We start from the raw sequence: 17,709 nt of genomic DNA on the forward strand, positions 1-17,709 counted from the left end.
GCGATGTCGCGAGCGGCGGGCTTATAACATGGGGACCGTGGTTCGCAGCAAAAAAATGGTCACATAGCGGCTTACTTGCCGCAGCCCCGGCAACTGGACTTTGGCGCGGCAAAATGGTCGGGATTTGGGCATGACGAACCGCTTTCTCCCCCTCACGCGCCGGACCCTGCTTGCAGGCGCCGGGAGCGCGCTGATCGGCCCGATTCTGCCCCGGGTTAGCCTCGCGCAAGCCGTCGCCGCGCTGGAGCTACAGGCCAAGGCTGATCCCTTCCCGGTGAAGCCCGGCGCCTCCGCCGAGGCCTGGACGCTTCATTCGGCCCAGAAGGGGCCGCTGCGCTTCAACCGCGGCGACGAAATCACAGTTCAACTCGCCAATCAGCTGCCGGTCCCTATCGTCTTGAACTGCCGAGGCATTAGCGGCTCGTCCGGGATCGGGCCGCTGCTCGACCGCAAGCCGGTCGCGGCCGGGGCCAAGGACGCGTTCAAGCTGCAGATGCGCAGCGCCGGAACGTCCTATCTGGACATGCGCCTGCTCGGCGACGGTCAGGCGCTGCCGTCCCAGGTCCGCAGTCTGGTCGTCCAGGAGAGCGATCCGGTGGAGGTGGACCGCGACGAGGTGCTGCTGATCGAGGACTTCCGCCTCAGGCCGGACGGCAGTCTGCTCGCCCCCGCCAGTGATCCGAAAGACACCGCCGCGCTGTTCCTGATCAACCGGAAATCCACGCTGGAGCTATCGGCACGCGTCAACGAACGGCTCAGGCTCCGTCTCATCAATGGCTGCCAACGCAATGTGGTTGCTCTGAAATTCGACGATCACGAGGTCCGCGTCATGGCCATCGACGGCCAGCCCTCGGAGCCGTTCCCTGCCCGTAATAATCAGGTGGTGCTGGCGCCCGGAACCCGGGTCGACGTCTTCCTCGACGCCGTCAGGCCGGCGGGATCGACCTCGGCGATCCTGCTCCATGACGGCAAGACAGCCCGGCCGATCGGCCAGATCAAGACGTCCAACGATCCGCCGCTACGGGCCACGCCCCTGGCGGCCGCACCGCCGCTGCCCTCCAACGGTTTGCCCGCTCAGCTCGACCTCAAGGGCGCCCTGCGCGTCGATATGGCCCTGAGCGCCGTCAGTCCCGAATGGGTGAAGCCGGTCGATCTGTCCGCCAGCACACCGCCGGCATTCCGGACCAAGCCTGGCCGCACCGTGGTGCTTGCGCTGACCAACCGGGCCACCAGCCCGATGGTGTTCCAGATCCACGGTCATCATGTCCGCCTGCTCGACAGACTCGATGACGGCTGGAAGCCGTTCTGGCTCGACACCCTGGCGCTGGACGCCGGCCAGACCCAGCGCATCGCCTTTGCCGCCAACAATGTCGGGCGCTGGCTGATGGAAGCCTTCGTCGCCGACTGGGCCGCCCCGCGGCAGGTCCGCTGGTACAGCGTCGATTAGACCTTTTCAGTATTGGATACCGAGCTGGTCGTAGAGCCGGCGGAACACCGCCGGCAGCACCTCGGTCAGATCCTCGGCGATCAGCCCGGGGCCGGCTTCGCTGCCCGCCTCGCTATGCATCCAGACGCCGATACAGGCGGCCTCATAGGCCGGAACCCCTTGCGCCAGCAGCGCGCCGATAATGCCGGCCAGCACATCGCCGGAACCGGCAGTCGCCAGCCATGGCCGCGCATTGGCTGATATGGCGGCCCGGCCATCCGGCGACGCCACGACCGTATCCGGCCCCTTCAACAGCACGATAGCACCCGACTCTTGCGCCGCCAGACGAACCCGCTCCAATTTAGATACTGCTGGATGTTCCCCGTCCACCTTGCTGAAGATGCGCGAAAATTCGCCTTCATGAGGCGTCAACACGACGCCGGTTTCCGGGCTGGCCTTGATCAGACCAAACAGCTGTTCGGGCGCCCCCGCGAAGCTGGTCAGCGCATCGGCGTCGAACACCGCATGTCGCTTCGTGGCCAGGATGGCCTCCACAAACATGCGCGTCCGTTCGCCAACACCGGCCCCCGGCCCGATCACGCAGGCTGATACTTTGCCGCCGATCAGCGCGGCGAACTCTGCCGACGTATCCACCGGCCGCACCATCACCGCCGTCAGCGCGGCGGCATTGACCGCCAGCGCATCGCGCGGCGACGCCACCGTCACCAGGCCTGCCCCGCCTCGCAAGGCGGCGCGGGCGGACAGCCGGGCAGCGCCCGTGGACGCGATGTCGCCGGAGACAACCACGGCATGGCCGCGTGAGAATTTGTGGCTGTTGATTTTCGGCACCGGAAACGCGTCGGCCCACAGGTCCGGATTGTTCTCGGAGGTCTGCGGGCGAATTTCCGGCAGCACATTCTCGTCGATGCCAATGTCGATCACCCGCAGTCGGCCACAATGTACCCGGCCCGGCACCAGCAGATGGCCCGGCTTGGGCCTGAAGAACGTCACCGTCTCGGTCGCCGTGATAGCGCCGCCCATCACGGCGCCTGAATCGCTGTTGATACCGCTTGGCAGATCGACAGCCAGCACGGGCACGCCGGCCGCGTTGATGGCGTCGATCATGATCAGCGGGTCGCCCTTGACCGGACGATTGAGTCCGGCGCCGAACAACGCATCGATGATCAAAGCCGGCTGCCCGATCAGCGAGGGATCGCAGGGCAGCACCTCGCCTTTCCATCCCTTGGCAGCCAATGCCGCGTCGCCCTTCAGCGTCGCTCGGTCGCACAGCAGGATCACCGCAACATCCCGCCCCTGCGCCGCGAGCTCGGCCGCCGCGACGAAGCCGTCGCCGCCATTGTTGCCACGACCGGCAACGACCAGGATCGCCCCCTCCTCGGCCAGTTCGCCCGCCACATCCGCCACCGCCCGTCCAGCGGCGCGCATGAGTTTGAAGCCTGGCGTGCCCGCCGCAATCGTGAGTTGATCGGCGCGCGCCATCTCGTCGGTCGTTAGAATATCCATCTCGCTTCTCACTACGCCTTTTTGGAAGGCACTCGCGTCACACGCGAACGCAGCAGAGTAAAACTGCACATCGCGCAATCACTTTGATCACTATGTAGGCAAAAGTAGTCGAATACTCTTGATGCGAACCTCGTCAGGTGCGATGTAATAACCTGATAATGCTTCAAAAATAGCCGAGGAGCGAACTTGGCACGGACCCTGCTTTTAGGGAAGCCAGCTTCGGGTCCGTCGCGCTCACCGGCAAATGTTGAAAGACACCTGTTCAAAAGACAGGGGGTGGCCGACCGTCGACCGCATCGGGCGAGATTTCGTCGGTGCGGCGTGGCGGCAGCGCAATAACGCCCGAAATTGGGTATCGAACAGTGTGCGCAAAACGCGCAATGGTCAAAGCTACTTGAGGCAAATAACTTGCGGCCTGATTGGAAGTGCCGGGGAGACGTTCAGTGAAAAAGATCGAAGCCATCATCAAGCCCTTCAAGCTGGACGAGGTGAAAGAGGCTCTTCAGGAAGTCGGGTTGCAAGGCATTACCGTCACGGAAGCCAAGGGCTTCGGCCGCCAGAAGGGCCACGCCGAACTTTATCGCGGCGCTGAATACATCGTCGACTTTCTACCCAAGGTGAAGATCGAGATCGTGATTGGCGACGACCTCGTCGAAAAGGCGATCGATGCCATCCGTCGCGCCGCACAAACCGGCCGCATCGGCGACGGCAAGATCTTTGTGTCGAACATCGAGGAAGCCGTGCGCATCCGTACCGGCGAGTCCGGACTCGACGCGATCTGACGGACTGGACGCTCTCCAAGCCGGGTGCTATCCGACATCAACGCTTCAAGGCGTCACCAAAAAGGCTGCTTCGGCAGCCTTCTGTTGTTGACGGTTTGTCTTGTTGAAAACATGCCGTTGTGACCTGATCGTCACGACAGATTGTTACGTCCCGGAAATCGGCCCGCAAATAAAGGTAGGGAGCCCCATGACGACCGCCAAAGAAGTCCTGCAGTCCATCAAGGACAATGACGTCAAATACGTCGACCTGCGTTTCACCGATCCCCGCGGCAAGTGGCAGCACGTGACCTTCGACGTCTCGATGGTCGATGAAGAAATGTTTGCCGAAGGCACCATGTTCGACGGTTCCTCGATCGCCGGCTGGAAGGCGATCAACGAGTCCGACATGATGCTGATGCTGGATCCGGCAACGGCGACGATCGATCCGTTCTTCGCAGAGACCACCATGGTCATCACCTGCGACATTCTCGAGCCCTCCACCGGCGAGCCCTATAACCGCGACCCGCGCGGCATCGCCAAGAAGGCCGAAGCCATGGTCAAGTCCATGGGCATCGGCGACACCGTGTTCGTCGGTCCGGAAGCCGAATTCTTCGTGTTCGACGACGTCCGCTTCTCGAGCGACCCGTACAACACCGGCTTCAAGCTCGACTCGTCCGAATTGCCGACCAACTCCGGCACCGAATATGAAGGCGGCAATCTCGGTCACCGCATCCGCACCAAGGGCGGTTACTTCCCCGTCCCGCCGCAGGACTCGGTGCAGGACATGCGCTCGGAAATGCTCGGCGCGATGGCGCGCATGGGCGTCAAGGTCGAGAAGCATCACCACGAAGTGGCGTCCGCCCAGCACGAACTCGGTATGAAGTTCGACACGCTGACCTACATGGCCGACCAGATGCAGATCTATAAGTATTGCATCCATCAGGTCGCGCACATCTACGGCAAGACCGCCACCTTCATGCCCAAACCCGTTTTTGGCGACAACGGCTCGGGCATGCATGTGCACCAGTCGATCTGGAAGGACGGCAAGCCGACCTTCGCCGGCAACAAATATGCCGATCTCTCCGAGACCTGCCTCCACTATATCGGCGGCATCATCAAGCACGCCAAGGCGATCAACGCCTTCACCAATCCGTCGACCAACTCCTACAAGCGTCTGGTCCCCGGCTACGAAGCCCCGGTGCTGCTCGCCTACTCCGCGCGCAACCGTTCGGCGTCCTGCCGCATCCCCTACACCACCAACCCGAAGGCCAAGCGCGTCGAAGTCCGCTTCCCGGATCCGATGGCCAATCCGTATCTCGCTTTCGCCGCGATGCTGATGGCCGGTCTCGACGGCATCAAGAACAAGATCGATCCGGGTCCGGCCATGGACAAGGACCTCTACGATCTGCCGAAGGAAGAGCTGAAGTCGATCCCGACGGTGTGCGGTTCGCTCCGCGAAGCCCTCGAGAACCTCGACAAGGACCGCGGCTTCCTCAAGAACGGCGGCGTGTTCGATGACGACTTCATCGACTCCTATATCGAACTTAAGATGACCGAAGTGATGCGTTACGAAATGACGCCGCACCCGGTCGAATTCGACATGTACTACTCGCTGTAATTCCCTCCGGGATTACATCGAAACGATCGAGGCGCTCCGGAAACGGGGCGCCTTTTTCGTTGCGCCTCTCCTGGCGCCTATTTCCGGGCGAGAGCCATCGCGGGCTCAAGCGCGTTCGGGAAGCCTATCGCCGCAAGCGCCTTGGCTGCCTCCCCTTCGCTGCCCGCCCACGGCAGCTTCGCGGTGACACCGCGCGTGACGGGTTCGCCGAGCCCCCCGCCGAAATCGATCGGCCACAGACCATTCGGCACTGCCTCGACCGTGACGCTGCGCAGGCGTGTGCCAGTGCCTAGCGATGACAGGTCGTCGGGCTGCAGCCGCCGCGCCGTCGATGCATCCCGGAGATCTGTGAAACTGGCCAGCACCGGCATCAATTCGCCGGTGACCGGAACGGCGCCGGTCTGGCTGCTGACGTCGCGGAAGGCGATCTTGCGCCCCGCCGCCTGATAGGCGCGCATCGCCACGAAGTTGGCGCCGTCGAAATCGGCGCTGCCCTTGTCGTCATGCAACATCAGCGCGGCAAGGTTCGTGCCGCCGCCGAGATCGACGACCACGGCATCGCCCCGTGACGTCACCTTGCCCGACGGTTGGTAGCCCCGATACGGATGCACGGAGACGACATTCGAGGCCGACTTCAGGCCATCCGGCGTTTCGATCTCCACGGTCAGCCGATATTTGTGCGCGGGCCGGTTGATCCGGATCTGGTCCCCGATCACCAGGGCAGCGAGCAGTCCGAGCGGACCGACCCATTTCAGCATGTTCATTATTATTGGCCTCCCCTATCGGCCATGCACGATCGCGACGGAGACGTCAAAGCGGCGATATGTCTTGATCCCCGATGCAATTGACGGAACAGTGAAAGTCCAATCAATGCGAAGGATCCACCGTGCCCGCAGAAGCCAATGTCCAGACGCGTAGTGATCTTGCCTGGGCGATCACGGCGGGCGGCATCGCCACGGTGTCCTTTGCGATCCTCATAGGCTTCGCCTGGTACTTCTCGGGAACGCTATTCCTGATCTTCGCAGGCGTCCTGCTTGGCGTAGCGCTCAATGCGCTGACGGAATTATTCGGGCGCTTCATGGGCGGCCCGCATCCGATGCGGCTCGCAATGATCTGCATCGTGCTCGCCGCGATGCTAGTGGGCGTGATGTATCTGGGCGGGTCGACCATCGCCAATCAGGCCAAGACGCTGTCCGGCACCCTCAAGTCACAGGTCGTCAACGTAAAGACCTATCTCGAGCAGCACGGCGTCGATACCAGCTATTTCGATTTCAACAGCATCACGTCGGATACGCCCGCCGAGCCCGGCACGTCACCTGCCACCTCAACGCCGAAGTCCAGCGGCGGCCTGCCGAGTGCCGGCACCATCGCATCATCAGGTGGCGCCATCGTCAGCCAGACACTGAAAATCCTGCTCGGCACCGTCGGCGCTGTCGGCAACTTCTTCATCGTGCTGTTTCTGGGATTGTCGTTTGCCGCACAGCCCAGCGTCTATCGTAAAGGGCTGTTGCATCTCACGCCGGCGAAGCATCGCGCGCCGATGACGGTCATCGTTGATCGCATCAGCGACACGCTGCAGCGCTGGCTGATCGCGCAGATGCTCACCATGGTGGTGGTCGGCGCCATCACCTGGATCGGGCTGAAGCTGATCGGGATTCCCAGCGCGTTCATTCTCGGCGTTCAGGCCGGCCTGCTCGCCTTCATTCCCACCGTCGGCGCCCTGCTCGGCGGGTTGATCGTCGTGCTGGCCAGCCTCGCCTCGGGCTGGGTTGCCGCCGCGTCAGCCTTTGCGCTGTTCATGGGCGTGCATGCGCTGGAGAGCTACATCCTGACGCCAATCCTGCAGCGGCAGGCGCTGGATATTCCGCCTGCCACGCTGTTCGCGTTCCAGATCCTGCTCGGCGTCGTCTTCGGCGTCTGGGGTCTCGCACTGGCATTGCCGGTGCTGGCGATCGTGAAAGTCGTCATCGACTTCATGCGCGAAGAGGACGAAGCCTCTGCGCAGGATAAGGCGATGGCGGCGTAAAATGAACTCCGTCATGGCCGGCCTTGTGCCGGCCATCCACGTCTCACTTTGCGCGAGATATAAGGCGTGGATGCCCGGGACAAGCCCGGGCATGACGAGCATAACTCAGGTGGTCAGCACGGTCTCGGTGTGCTCGACATAAGGCGGCGTTTCGAAATATGGGCCGACCAGCGCACGCCATTCAGCGAAATCGGGCGAACCACGGAAATCGACGGTGTGGTTTTCGAGAGTTTCCCACTTGGCGACGAGACGGTAGCGCGACGGCATCTCGACCGACTTGTGCAGCTCAAAACCCTTGCCGCCCTTGGCGCGGAGGAACAGCGGCTTCGCCTTGGCGACGGCCGCCTCGAAATCCTTCTCGGTGCCCGGCTTGACGTCGATCTGTGCGATTTCAGTGATCATGGTTTCCCGACCCTTTGTTTTGCGGTCGGTGTCTTTACCGCAAAGTCGGGGTTCGGTGAAGGCGGCGCGGAAACGCGATCAGGCGAACAGCAGAACCGTGCCGACGACCATGACGCAGCAGCCGATGAAAGCGATGACCGGCAGTTTGCCGTGCTGCGCGCCGTAGCGCCCCTGCGCACGACGTTCGGTGATCAGCGCGGTCTCGTATTCGTCCGAGCTCGAGAACATGCAGGCAAAGCCGGCACGGGCCGAAGCGGCAGCCGCTTCGAGCGACATCAAAGCAGTATTGGAAGTCGAGTCAGGCGAGGTCATCATGCGATGACCATAGGGATCGAATGGTAAACGGATCCTTTATCGCATGCCGCTTGCGGTCATCGTGACCGCAGCCCGCACGACGCTCGGCTTCGCCGCTTGCCCGACCGCCGCAGCGCGGCGCCCCTGCTCCAGCGACAGCGGTTCTTCTTCCGCGGCCTGCACGCGGTTACGTCCGCTGCGCTTGGCCTGGTAGAGCGCAGTGTCCGCAGCAGCCAGCAGGACGTCGAGTTCAGTGCCGGCCGGTCCACCGGCGACGCCGATACTCACGGTGGTCGCGACCGGGGCGTCATCGACCTGGATGCCGCAGGTCGCAAACGCCTCACGCACGCGCTCGGCCGCCTGCATCGCCTCGTCCAGGCTGCAGGGCAACATCGCCGCAAACTCCTCGCCGCCGATGCGGCCCGACAGATCGGTAATCCGCAGCGTATGCGTGATAACCGTGGCGAACAGTTTCAGCACCTCGTCGCCTGCGGGATGGCCGAAGCGATCGTTGATCGACTTGAAGTGATCGATGTCGAAGATCATGACTGTGACCGGGCGGCCGGCCTTCGCCTCGCGCTCGATCATCCGCGCCGTGGCCTCGGAGAAGCCGCGGCGGTTGAACAGGCCGGTGAGCGGATCGCAGGATGCCGCGACCTTATGCGCCGTGACCGCACGCTCGGACACCAGCATGAAGATCAGGAACACCGTGCCGACCGCATAGAGCACGAGCTCGATAGCGAAGGCCGTGACCCAGATGCTGCTGCCGAAACTACTGTGATCCGGATGCAGGAAATCGCCGAGCAGGATCGGCAGCATCAGGACGAAACCATGCAGCATCGGCACCAAAATGGTCGGCCAGCGCCGTTGCACCGCCTTGCGGCGCTCGTTCCACAATTCATGCGCCGTCAACATCGCATAAAGCGCGACGATGCCGGCGCCGATGGTCATGCGCAGCGACGCGGCCTCAGCCGGCAGGGTGAAGATCACCGCGATCCAGGCGATGGCGCCGAGAAACAGGCCGGCCCAGCTCGGGCTGCGGCCATGGAACACGCGCGCAGCGTTCCACACCATGCCGCAGGCCACAAAGCCCACGGCATTGAATGCCAGCGACAGCACGTCACCCAGGAGCGACGCGGCAAGTGTCCACAATGCGACCGACACGGCGCCGAGCAGGTAAGCCAGCCCCCACCAGTTGAGGGCCGCGATCTTTTCCTGTCGTCCGAAGAACAGCAGCATCCCGCCCAACATCGCCGCAACCAGGGTTGCCACCAAATAGAGCGTGGAAGAATCGAGCGACATATTTGAGCACCGGCAATTGTTGCGAGATTTCCGAACCATCATGATTCGGACTGGCCTCTTCGCCATCATCGAACATACGAGTGTACCGATTGGAAATCCGTTTGCGCGCCAGGACAAGTTTTCACGAAAAACTGCATCAATCTGTCGGTATCCGGAATGTCCCGGAACGCAAAAAGGGCGCCCGAAGGCGCCCTTTCAAAATTGTATTCACCGCATTTGCAGCAAATTTTATCGAAGCAGAAATTAGCGCTTCGAGAACTGGAAGGACTTGCGGGCTTTCGCCTTGCCGTACTTCTTGCGCTCGACGACACGCGAGTCGCGGGTCAGGAAGCCGCCCTTCTTGAGGACGCCGCGCAGATCCGGCTCGAAGTTGGTCAGAGCCTTGGAGATGCCGTGACGCACGGCACCGGCCTGGCCCGACAGACCGCCACCGGCAACGGTGCAGATCACGTCGTACTGGCCAGCGCGGGCTGCAGCGACCAGCGGCTGCTGAATCAGCATGCGCAGCACCGGGCGAGCGAAGTACACTTCGACTTCACGGGTGTTGACGACGACCTTGCCGGCGCCCGGCTTGATCCAAACGCGGGCGACAGCGTCCTTACGCTTGCCGGTCGCATAGGCGCGGCCCTGCTTGTCGACCTTCTTCACATACTTCGGCGCGTCGGGCGACGACACCTTCAGCGCCGACAGCTGATCGAGAGACTGCATGGTATCGGACATTATGCGGCCCTCTTGTTCTTGCGGTTCATCGCGCCAACGTCGAGCGCTTCTGGTTGCTGGGCCTCGTGCGGGTGCTCTGCACCGGCATAAACACGCAGATTGCCGAACTGGACGCGACCGAGCGGGCCGCGCGGGATCATGCGCTCAACAGCCTTCTCGACAACGCGCTCCGGGAAACGACCTTCGAGGATCGACTTCGCAGTACGTTCCTTGATGCCGCCGATGAAGCCGGTGTGATGATAGTAGACCTTGTCGTCGCGCTTGCGGCCGGTGAAAACCACCTTGTCCGCGTTGACGATGATGACATGGTCGCCGCAATCAACATGCGGGGTGTAGGTCGGGAGATGCTTGCCGCGCAGCCGCATTGCGACCAGCGTGGCCAGCCGGCCCACCACGAGACCAGTGGCGTCGATGACGATCCACTTCTTCGTGATCTCGGCGGGCTTTGCCGAAAACGTCTTCATTGTGAATATCCATGAAAAGGGGATATCGGCGGTGATCCGCCGAACTGAGCGCGTTTCTAGATAGACAACCGGATTCCGTCAATGCCAAATATGGAAAAATTCGCCTATTAAATCATGGCGTTACAATTATGGTTCTATAATACCTTATAAATTACCCAACGTTCGGAATGGAATAGGTCGAGGTCACATGGGCGATCGGATCGGCCGAAGTGCCTGATAACAGGGTCACTTCACCCACCGCGAGGCGTTTTCCGAGCTTCAGCAGCTTGGCGGCTGCCAGTACATCCTGCCCCGGCAAGCCCTTGCGCAGGAAATTGATGTTCAGGCTGGTGGTCACCGCGAGGCCCACAGGACCGATCGCCGACAGCAGCACGACGTACATGGCAAAATCAGCCAAGGCCATCAGGGTCGGACCCGATACCGTGCCACCCGGCCGCAGCATGCGTTCGCCATAGGTCTGGCGCAGCAGGCAAGTGGTACCATCGGCGCTTTCAATCGCGATATCGCCGGCGCCAAAGGCCTGCGGGAACTCGCGCTTCAGAAACGCCTCGAGTTCAGCCACGCTCATTTTCGCAGTCGCCATGTCTCTACCCTGCTCTCGCTTGTGCCGTCCTGTTACAATATGGTGACGGTCCTGCCCAGCGATGGAATCTCAAGTCATGGTTCAACCAGCACGCGCGGAAACAGCGCGGCCATCCATTCTCCTGCATGAAACGATCGGCAGCATCGGCGTGTTGACCCTGAATCGTCCGGCCGCCCGCAACAGCCTCTCCGAAGGACTGATCGGCGAATTGCACGCCGCCCTCGATGACATGGCCAGCGACAAGACCGTGCGCGCCGTGGTGATCGCCGCCAACGGCTCGGTGTTCTCCGCCGGACATGACCTGAAAGAACTTACCGCGCGCCGCACCGACGCCGATCGCGGCCGCGCTTACTTCGCGCATATGATGACGATTTGCAGCGCCATGATGCAGGCCATCGTGCGGCTGCCGAAGCCGGTGATCGCAGCCGTGCAAGGCGTCGCCACTGCCGCGGGCTGCCAACTCATCGCGAGCTGCGATCTCGCGATCGCCTCCGAACAGGCAAAGTTCGCGACGCCCGGCGTCGATATCGGCCTGTTCTGTTCGACGCCCATGGTGGCGCTGTCGCGCAACGTCCCGCGCAAGCAGGCGATGGAAATGCTGCTCACCGGCGAGCCCATCTCCGCCACCCGCGCGCGCGAGATCGGCCTGGTCAACCGCGTAGTACCTGCCGGCACCGAACGCGATGCCGCGATCGCGCTGGCAGAGCTAATTGCGCGCAAATCGGCGCATACGGTCAGGATCGGCAAGGAAGCCTTCTATCGCCAGGCCGAGATGAGCCTCGCGGATGCCTATCGCTTCGCCGCTGAGGTGATGACCGAGAATATGATGGCCCGCGACGCCGAAGAAGGCATCGGCGCGTTCATCGCAAAGCGCGAGCCGAAGTGGGAAGACCGGTAATTGAAATGAACCACGACAGCTATAACGACGCCTATATCCGCGAGATCCTCAACACCGTCAAAACCGTCGCGATGGTTGGCGCCTCCCCGCAAAACGTGCGGCCGAGCTATTTCGTGTTCAAGTATCTCGCCGAACGCGGCTACGACATGATCCCGATCAATCCGGGCCAGGTCGGCAAGAGCCTGCTGGGCAAGCCTTTCGTCGCCTCGCTGCAGGAGATTGGTCGCCCGATCGACATGATCGACATCTTCCGCAGCGCCGAGCATGTCATGCCGATCGTCGAACTCGCGCTGACGCTCAATCCGCTGCCCAAGGTGGTCTGGATGCAGCTCGGCGTGCGCCATGATGAGGCCGCCGCCAAGCTTGAAGCCGCAGGCATCAAGGTGGTGATGAACCGCTGCCCCAAGATCGAATATGGCCGACTGTCGTCGGAGATCCAGTGGATGGGTGTCAATTCGCGCACGCTCAGCTCCAAGCGCGCACCGATTCCAACCCAGGGCATGCGGCTGTCGCTCAATCGCAGCAGCGTCGGCGGTGGCAGCACCGCTGCGGCCGATCGCGTGGCGCAGCTCAATAACAAGGACAAGAACGACACCGCCTGACGGTGCGTTTCGCGATTTTATTTCCTTTGAAATGACACAGCGCAGCACGAGTGTTGCGAAGTCACGGCAAAATGCCGCCTCGCCTTGACGGCAGCGCCGCGCCCGATCAGGTTGGCGCCAACAAACTGACTAGTCCATAGGGAGTGATGATGAACGATCGTATTCCAGGCTTCGCCACCCTCGCCGTCCATGCCGGCGCGCAGCCCGACCCGACCACCGGCGCACGCGCGACGCCGATCTATCAGACCACTTCGTTCGTCTTCAACGACGCGGATCACGCCGCCTCGCTGTTCGGCCTGCAATCCTTCGGCAACATCTATACGCGCATCACCAACCCGACCACGGCCGTGCTCGAAGAGCGTGTCGCAGCACTGGAAGGCGGCACCGCGGCGCTCGCCGTCGCATCCGGCCATGCCGCGCAGCTGGTGGTGTTTCAACAGTTGCTGCAGCCCGGCGACGAATTCATCGCCTCGCGCAAACTCTATGGCGGGTCGATCAACCAGTTCAGCCACGCCTTCAAGAGCTTTGGCTGGAACGTGGTGTGGGCCGATCCCGATGACATCCCCTCGTTCGAGCGCGCGGTGACCGACAAGACCAAGGCGATCTTCATCGAGTCGATCGCCAATCCTGCGGGCTCGATCACCGACATCGAGGCGGTCGCGGCCGTCGCCCGCAAGGCCGGCGTCCCCTTGATCGTCGACAACACGCTGGCGACGCCCTACCTGATCAAGCCGATCGATCACGGTGCCGACATCGTCGTGCATTCGCTGACCAAGTTTCTCGGCGGCCATGGCAATTCGCTCGGCGGCATCATCGTGGACGCGGGCACCTTCGACTGGTCGAAAGGCAACAAATACCCGGTGCTGTCTGAGCCGCGCCCGGAATATCACGGCATCAAGCTGCAGGAGACGTTCGGCAACTTCGCTTTCGCCATCGCCTGCCGCGTGCTCGGGTTGCGCGATCTCGGTCCGGCACTGTCGCCGTTCAATGCATTCCTGATCCAGACCGGCATCGAAACGCTGCCGCTGCGCATGCAGCGCCACAGCGACAATGCCAAGGCGGTCGCCGAATGGCTGTCGGCACATCCGAAAGTGGCGGCGGTGAATTATTCGGGATTGTCGGATAACCGCTATCACACCCTTGCCCGCAAATATGCGCCGAAGGGCGCGGGCGCTGTGTTCACCTTCAGCCTGAAGGGCGGTTATGACGCCGGTGTCAGCCTGGTATCGAACTTGAAACTGTTCTCGCATCTCGCCAATGTCGGCGACACCCGCTCGCTGGTGATCCACCCGGCTTCGACCACCCACAGCCAGCTCGACGACGACGCCAAGACGCGCTCCGGCGCCGGACCCGACGTTGTCAGGCTGTCTGTCGGCATCGAGGACAAGGAAGATCTGATCGCGGATCTCGAACAGGCGCTGAACGCGTAAGTTCTTCCCTCGCCCCGCTAGGCGAAGCAAAGCTTCGCTAGGCGGGGAGAGGGTGGCGCGGACGCAGTCCGCGTCGGGTGAGGGGGAGCCAGTGCTTCACTCGCTGGCTCCCCCTCACCCGGATTACTCGCTTCGCTCCTAATCCGACCTCTCCCCGCAAGCGGGGCGAGGTTAAGAAGCGCTAGGCCTGACCGCGCATCGCCTTCGCTTCGCGGATCAAGCGTGCGTTGCGCTGGAACACCGAATAGGTCGCCAGCGCGAACAGCACCACCAGCAGCTGGATCGACAGCGCTTCCAGCGTCGGATTGAATCCGATTGCCGTCAGGAATGCGCTGCCCGGCGCGTCGGTCACCGGGATCATCGCCTGTTCCTGGAATTCCTGGATCGCCTCGCCGATGAACTTGATGCCCATCACGAACAGGAAGGCCGAGGTGATGATGAACAGCGGCCGCAGCGGGATGCGCTGGGCAATCATGTTGATGAAGTAAAACAGCACGAAGAGACCGGCCGTCGCCGCTGCCAAACCGCCGAACAGTCCGACGCTCCAGCCACCTTCGGTGGTCGCGAGCGTGTTGATGAACAGCACCGTCTCTGCGCCCTCACGAAACACCGCGAGAAATGCCAGCATCGCGACGGCGAGACCCGTATCCTGCGCGAGCGCCTGATCCGCCTTCGCCGCCAGATAATCCTGCCAGCCGCGCGGGTCCTGCTTCACCATCAGCCAGCCGCTGACGTAGAGCATCAGGCCTGCAGCAAACAGGATAACGATGGCCTCGAAGACATCGCTGTGATCACCGGAATTGAACACCGCAAAGACCCAGGCCGCGATCAGGCTGGCGAGGATCGCCGCCAGCGCGCCCATGTAGAGCGCGGTCACGCGATGGCCACCGCCGGATTTCCTGAGATAGCCGGCCAGTGCCGCGATCACGAGTATGGCCTCGAGGCCCTCGCGCAGCAGAATGACGGCAGCCTGAATGAATACGGACGACATGACCCAATCCCGTGTGATGGTACGTCGTATCTATTGCGCGATGCGCATGAGCGAAAGCCGCACAGCCACACGACTGCGTCAACTCCGTTACAATCGTTCTAGTCGGTAACGCGCAACAGCTAGGCGGCCTTGCCGACCGCGAGGTCGAGCTGACGTTCCGTCAGTGCCGCCCCGCGCGGCTTCATCCGCTCCACCTGCAGGATCGCCAGCGTGAGCACCACGATCGCCACCGCCTGATGGGTCAGCGCCAGATCGATCGGCACCTGATGCAGCAGCGTGAGAATGCCGAGTGCAGCCTGCACCGCGATCGATGCCGCCAGCCACAGCGCGCCGTTGACAACCGGTGTCCCTGCCCGCGCGCGGATCGCATCAACCACATGCCAGATCGCCAGTGCGAACAGCGCATAGGCGGTCATGCGATGCTGGAACTGAACCGTCAGCGTGTTGTCGAACATGTTGCGCCACCACGGGTCCTCGAAGAACAGCCGCGACGCAGACGGGATCAGCGCGCCGTCGATCTCCGGCCAGGTGTTGAACACGCGGCCGGCGCGAAGGCCTGCGACCAGCGCGCCGAAATAGATCTGCAGGAAGGTCAGCCCCAACAGGACCCAACTGGTGACGCGCAGGCGACTTGCCGCCAGCACCGGCGCGCGGTCGCCGAGGCGACGCAGCGTCCAGACGATGGCGGCGAAGATGATCAATGCCAGCATCAGATGCGCCGCCAGCCGATATTGCGAGACTTCCACGCGCTTGGTCAGACCCGACGCCACCATCCACCAGCCCACCGCGCCCTGCAGGCCGCCGAGCCCGAAGATCACCCATAGCCGCTTCTTCAGTTCCGAGGTGAGAACGCCGCGCCACAGAAACCAGAGGAACGGCAGCAGGAACACCACGCCGATGACGCGGCCGAGCAGACGATGGCTCCATTCCCACCAGAAGATGATCTTGAACTCATGGAGCGTCATGCCGCTATTCAGTTCGCGATATTGCGGAATCTGCTTATAGGCCTCGAAGGCCGCGATCCAGTGCGATTCATCCAGCGGCGGAATGGCGCCGGTCACCGGCTTCCATTCGACAATCGACAGGCCGGACTCGGTGAGCCGTGTCGCGCCGCCGACCAGGACCATCGCCACGATCATCGCGGCGACGGCAATCAGCCACCAGCGCACCGGGCGTAATTCCTTGGGGCGGGTTTGGGACGGAGCGGTCATCGCAGGGGTCTCGGGAACAGCCGCAAAATCAGCGCCAAAATCAGCGCCTTGAATGAAATTTCGAGCCCCTTATAGTCCGCCCGCGAAGGCCTGCAAAGTTGGGCACTTTGCCTAACCGATCTCAGACCGACTTTGGACCGCACATTTCCGTCATGACCATCCGCACGCGCAAATTCCTCGGAACCATCTTTCTACTGATCCTCGTGGTGGTGTGGTCGCTGCTCGGCATGACCGTGGCGCAGACCCCCTGGCTGGCCAATAACGGCTGGCTGCAGGCAGCCTTCTATGTCATCGCCGGCCTCGGCTGGGTGCTGCCGGCGATGCCGATCATCAGCTGGATGAGCAAAGCCGATCCCGTGGATCCCGAAGTCGGCTAGCGCTGTGCGCCCGCGCCGAGCATCACGCCGGATACCATCACCCGCAACGCACGCAACGATTGTCGGCGGCCGTCCCAGGCCAGCCGCGGCAGCGCATGCAGATCCGATCCACCATTGGCCTCGACGACGCCGGGCAGCGAGGTCACGGCGCTGGCAAAGCCGGCCTGCGCCACCATCGCCACGTGCCGCTTGTCGAACGAGGCTTTATCGCCGAACGGATAGGCGAAATGTCGTGGCTCATAGGGCAGCGCGGCCTGCGCCACGGCCCGCCCCATGGCGATCTCGCGCGACGCCGCGCTATCGCCGAGATTGGCGAGCGCCGGATAGTTGACCGTGCTGCTGCCGATCGTCGCCCGCGGATTCCCCGCGAACGTGGCCACATCGTCCCAATGCATCGCCGCATGGTGTGACAGGGTCGCATTATCGACCGAATAGCGTTTGCAGAGATCATCTGTCGCAACGGCCAGTTCGTGCGGCGGCAGCGTCCACATCCAGCTATCGAGATAATAGTAGGCGCGATATTTGTCAGCGACCGACGCCGTTTCGAAATGCCGCTGCCGGTGATCGATGATCAGGCTGATGCGATCATGCGTTGCGATCGCCTGCTCCAGCGCCAGCCACCACATGGCGCCGAGCCCATCGGCAAAGGCGCTCGGCAGATAGAGCGTGAACGGCACCTCATGCGCCGCCAGCAGCGGATAGGCGAAATCGACGAAGTCACGGGTGCCGCCATCGAAGGTCAGCGCAACGAAACGTCGTTCCATGCGGGGTGAGCTGGCGCGGCGGCACACCTCGTCCATCCCAACGATATCGACGGGCCAGTGCTTCAGCGCGCGGATCGTGCGGTCGAGAAACCATGGCGTGATCTCGTGGGTTTTCAGCGGCTGGAATGCATCCTGCCGCGGCGGTCGCACGCGTTCGAATTTGAGGATGATACCGGCACCGCCGCGGCCGCGTTCCAGCAGACGGCGCATGCCGCTGAGATAAGTCAGCTCCAAGCTTAGCGCAGAGCACCAACCGATCTTGTATGACACCGCAGATTCCCCCAAGCGGCGTCATGCCTCTCGCCAGTCGGCTATT

The 17,709-nt window shown here is 62.6% G+C and carries 19 protein-coding genes; 8 read left to right on the forward strand and 11 right to left on the reverse strand.

What is annotated here, in order from left to right:
* Positions 1 to 130 precede the first annotated feature (130 nt).
* Positions 131 to 1,447: a multicopper oxidase family protein gene (locus AB8A38_RS06730; RefSeq protein WP_439085459.1), complete on the forward strand. Its 1,317-nt coding sequence runs from the start codon at positions 131 to 133 to the stop codon at positions 1,445 to 1,447.
* A 6-nt stretch (positions 1,448 to 1,453) separates the two neighbouring features.
* Here AB8A38_RS06730 and AB8A38_RS06735 read toward each other — a convergent pair whose 3' ends face one another.
* Complete coding sequence (locus tag AB8A38_RS06735) at positions 1,454 to 2,950, reverse strand: NAD(P)H-hydrate dehydratase (RefSeq protein WP_439088471.1); 1,497 nt, start codon at positions 2,948 to 2,950, stop codon at positions 1,454 to 1,456.
* A gap of 443 nt (positions 2,951 to 3,393) precedes the next feature.
* Between AB8A38_RS06735 and AB8A38_RS06740 the strand changes: the two genes are divergently transcribed.
* Positions 3,394 to 3,732 carry a P-II family nitrogen regulator gene (locus tag AB8A38_RS06740; protein WP_068730910.1) on the forward strand — a complete coding sequence of 113 codons (339 nt, stop codon included), beginning with the start codon at positions 3,394 to 3,396 and terminating at the stop codon, positions 3,730 to 3,732.
* Between the two features lie 187 nt (positions 3,733 to 3,919).
* On the forward strand, positions 3,920 to 5,329 hold the full coding sequence (gene glnA / locus AB8A38_RS06745; protein ID WP_068730911.1) for a type I glutamate--ammonia ligase: 1,410 nt from the start codon (positions 3,920 to 3,922) through the stop codon (positions 5,327 to 5,329).
* Positions 5,330 to 5,406: 77 nt separating this feature from the next.
* Here glnA and AB8A38_RS06750 read toward each other — a convergent pair whose 3' ends face one another.
* Entirely contained in the window at positions 5,407 to 6,093 is a 687-nt protein-coding gene (locus AB8A38_RS06750; protein ID WP_439085460.1) for a hypothetical protein, read from the reverse strand.
* Between the two features lie 122 nt (positions 6,094 to 6,215).
* On the opposite strand from AB8A38_RS06750, the gene AB8A38_RS06755 reads away from it, so the two are divergent.
* Positions 6,216 to 7,355 carry an AI-2E family transporter gene (locus AB8A38_RS06755; protein ID WP_439085461.1) on the forward strand — a complete coding sequence of 380 codons (1,140 nt, stop codon included), beginning with the start codon at positions 6,216 to 6,218 and terminating at the stop codon, positions 7,353 to 7,355.
* 105 nt (positions 7,356 to 7,460) lie between these two features.
* Here the strand turns inward: AB8A38_RS06755 and AB8A38_RS06760 are convergent, their stop codons facing one another.
* The 6 genes from AB8A38_RS06760 to AB8A38_RS06785 all read right to left on the reverse strand — a co-directional run bounded on the left by AB8A38_RS06760 (position 7,461) and on the right by AB8A38_RS06785 (position 11,120).
* Complete coding sequence (locus AB8A38_RS06760) at positions 7,461 to 7,757, reverse strand: antibiotic biosynthesis monooxygenase family protein (RefSeq protein ID WP_092142187.1); 297 nt, start codon at positions 7,755 to 7,757, stop codon at positions 7,461 to 7,463.
* A 78-nt stretch (positions 7,758 to 7,835) separates the two neighbouring features.
* Positions 7,836 to 8,069 (reverse strand): hypothetical protein, encoded by a 234-nt coding sequence (locus AB8A38_RS06765; protein WP_374725642.1) that lies wholly within the window; start codon positions 8,067 to 8,069, stop codon positions 7,836 to 7,838.
* A 39-nt stretch (positions 8,070 to 8,108) separates the two neighbouring features.
* Positions 8,109 to 9,353, reverse strand: a complete 1,245-nt coding sequence (locus tag AB8A38_RS06770; RefSeq protein ID WP_315841834.1) for a GGDEF domain-containing protein — start codon at positions 9,351 to 9,353, stop codon at positions 8,109 to 8,111.
* A gap of 243 nt (positions 9,354 to 9,596) precedes the next feature.
* Positions 9,597 to 10,073 (reverse strand): 30S ribosomal protein S9, encoded by a 477-nt coding sequence (gene rpsI, locus AB8A38_RS06775; protein WP_315841833.1) that lies wholly within the window; start codon positions 10,071 to 10,073, stop codon positions 9,597 to 9,599.
* Positions 10,073 to 10,537, reverse strand: a complete 465-nt coding sequence (gene rplM, locus AB8A38_RS06780; protein WP_315841832.1) for a 50S ribosomal protein L13 — start codon at positions 10,535 to 10,537, stop codon at positions 10,073 to 10,075. The genes rpsI and rplM overlap by 1 nt, the downstream gene beginning before the upstream one ends.
* 151 nt (positions 10,538 to 10,688) lie before the next feature.
* Complete coding sequence (locus AB8A38_RS06785) at positions 10,689 to 11,120, reverse strand: PaaI family thioesterase (protein ID WP_068730919.1); 432 nt, start codon at positions 11,118 to 11,120, stop codon at positions 10,689 to 10,691.
* 76 nt (positions 11,121 to 11,196) lie between these two features.
* On the opposite strand from AB8A38_RS06785, the gene AB8A38_RS06790 reads away from it, so the two are divergent.
* From AB8A38_RS06790 to AB8A38_RS06800, 3 genes are all read left to right on the forward strand, one after another.
* Positions 11,197 to 12,018, forward strand: a complete 822-nt coding sequence (locus AB8A38_RS06790) for an enoyl-CoA hydratase (protein ID WP_439085462.1) — start codon at positions 11,197 to 11,199, stop codon at positions 12,016 to 12,018.
* A gap of 5 nt (positions 12,019 to 12,023) precedes the next feature.
* Positions 12,024 to 12,620 carry a CoA-binding protein gene (locus tag AB8A38_RS06795; protein WP_315841830.1) on the forward strand — a complete coding sequence of 199 codons (597 nt, stop codon included), beginning with the start codon at positions 12,024 to 12,026 and terminating at the stop codon, positions 12,618 to 12,620.
* A gap of 149 nt (positions 12,621 to 12,769) precedes the next feature.
* Positions 12,770 to 14,050 carry an O-acetylhomoserine aminocarboxypropyltransferase gene (locus AB8A38_RS06800; protein ID WP_439085463.1) on the forward strand — a complete coding sequence of 427 codons (1,281 nt, stop codon included), beginning with the start codon at positions 12,770 to 12,772 and terminating at the stop codon, positions 14,048 to 14,050.
* 181 nt (positions 14,051 to 14,231) lie between these two features.
* On the opposite strand, the gene AB8A38_RS06805 is transcribed toward AB8A38_RS06800, so the two are convergent.
* Together AB8A38_RS06805 and AB8A38_RS06810 are read right to left on the reverse strand one after the other, a co-directional pair.
* Positions 14,232 to 15,041: an FTR1 family iron permease gene (locus AB8A38_RS06805; RefSeq protein WP_439085464.1), complete on the reverse strand. Its 810-nt coding sequence runs from the start codon at positions 15,039 to 15,041 to the stop codon at positions 14,232 to 14,234.
* A 119-nt stretch (positions 15,042 to 15,160) separates the two neighbouring features.
* The gene (locus tag AB8A38_RS06810) at positions 15,161 to 16,252 is read right to left on the reverse strand and encodes a COX15/CtaA family protein (protein ID WP_439085465.1); all 1,092 of its coding nucleotides are present in this window, start codon (positions 16,250 to 16,252) and stop codon (positions 15,161 to 15,163) included.
* 152 nt (positions 16,253 to 16,404) lie between these two features.
* Between AB8A38_RS06810 and AB8A38_RS06815 the strand changes: the two genes are divergently transcribed.
* Positions 16,405 to 16,629 carry a DUF2842 domain-containing protein gene (locus AB8A38_RS06815; RefSeq protein ID WP_439085466.1) on the forward strand — a complete coding sequence of 75 codons (225 nt, stop codon included), beginning with the start codon at positions 16,405 to 16,407 and terminating at the stop codon, positions 16,627 to 16,629.
* On the opposite strand, the gene AB8A38_RS06820 is transcribed toward AB8A38_RS06815, so the two are convergent.
* Positions 16,626 to 17,663 carry a polysaccharide deacetylase family protein gene (locus tag AB8A38_RS06820; RefSeq protein WP_439085467.1) on the reverse strand — a complete coding sequence of 346 codons (1,038 nt, stop codon included), beginning with the start codon at positions 17,661 to 17,663 and terminating at the stop codon, positions 16,626 to 16,628. The two genes, AB8A38_RS06815 and AB8A38_RS06820, sit on opposite strands and share 4 nt — an antisense overlap.
* Between the last annotated feature and the right edge of the window lie 46 nt (positions 17,664 to 17,709).

The organism is Tardiphaga sp. 839_C3_N1_4 (genome assembly GCF_051811045.1).
In the GTDB taxonomy this organism is placed as follows: Bacteria; Pseudomonadota; Alphaproteobacteria; order Rhizobiales; family Xanthobacteraceae; genus Tardiphaga.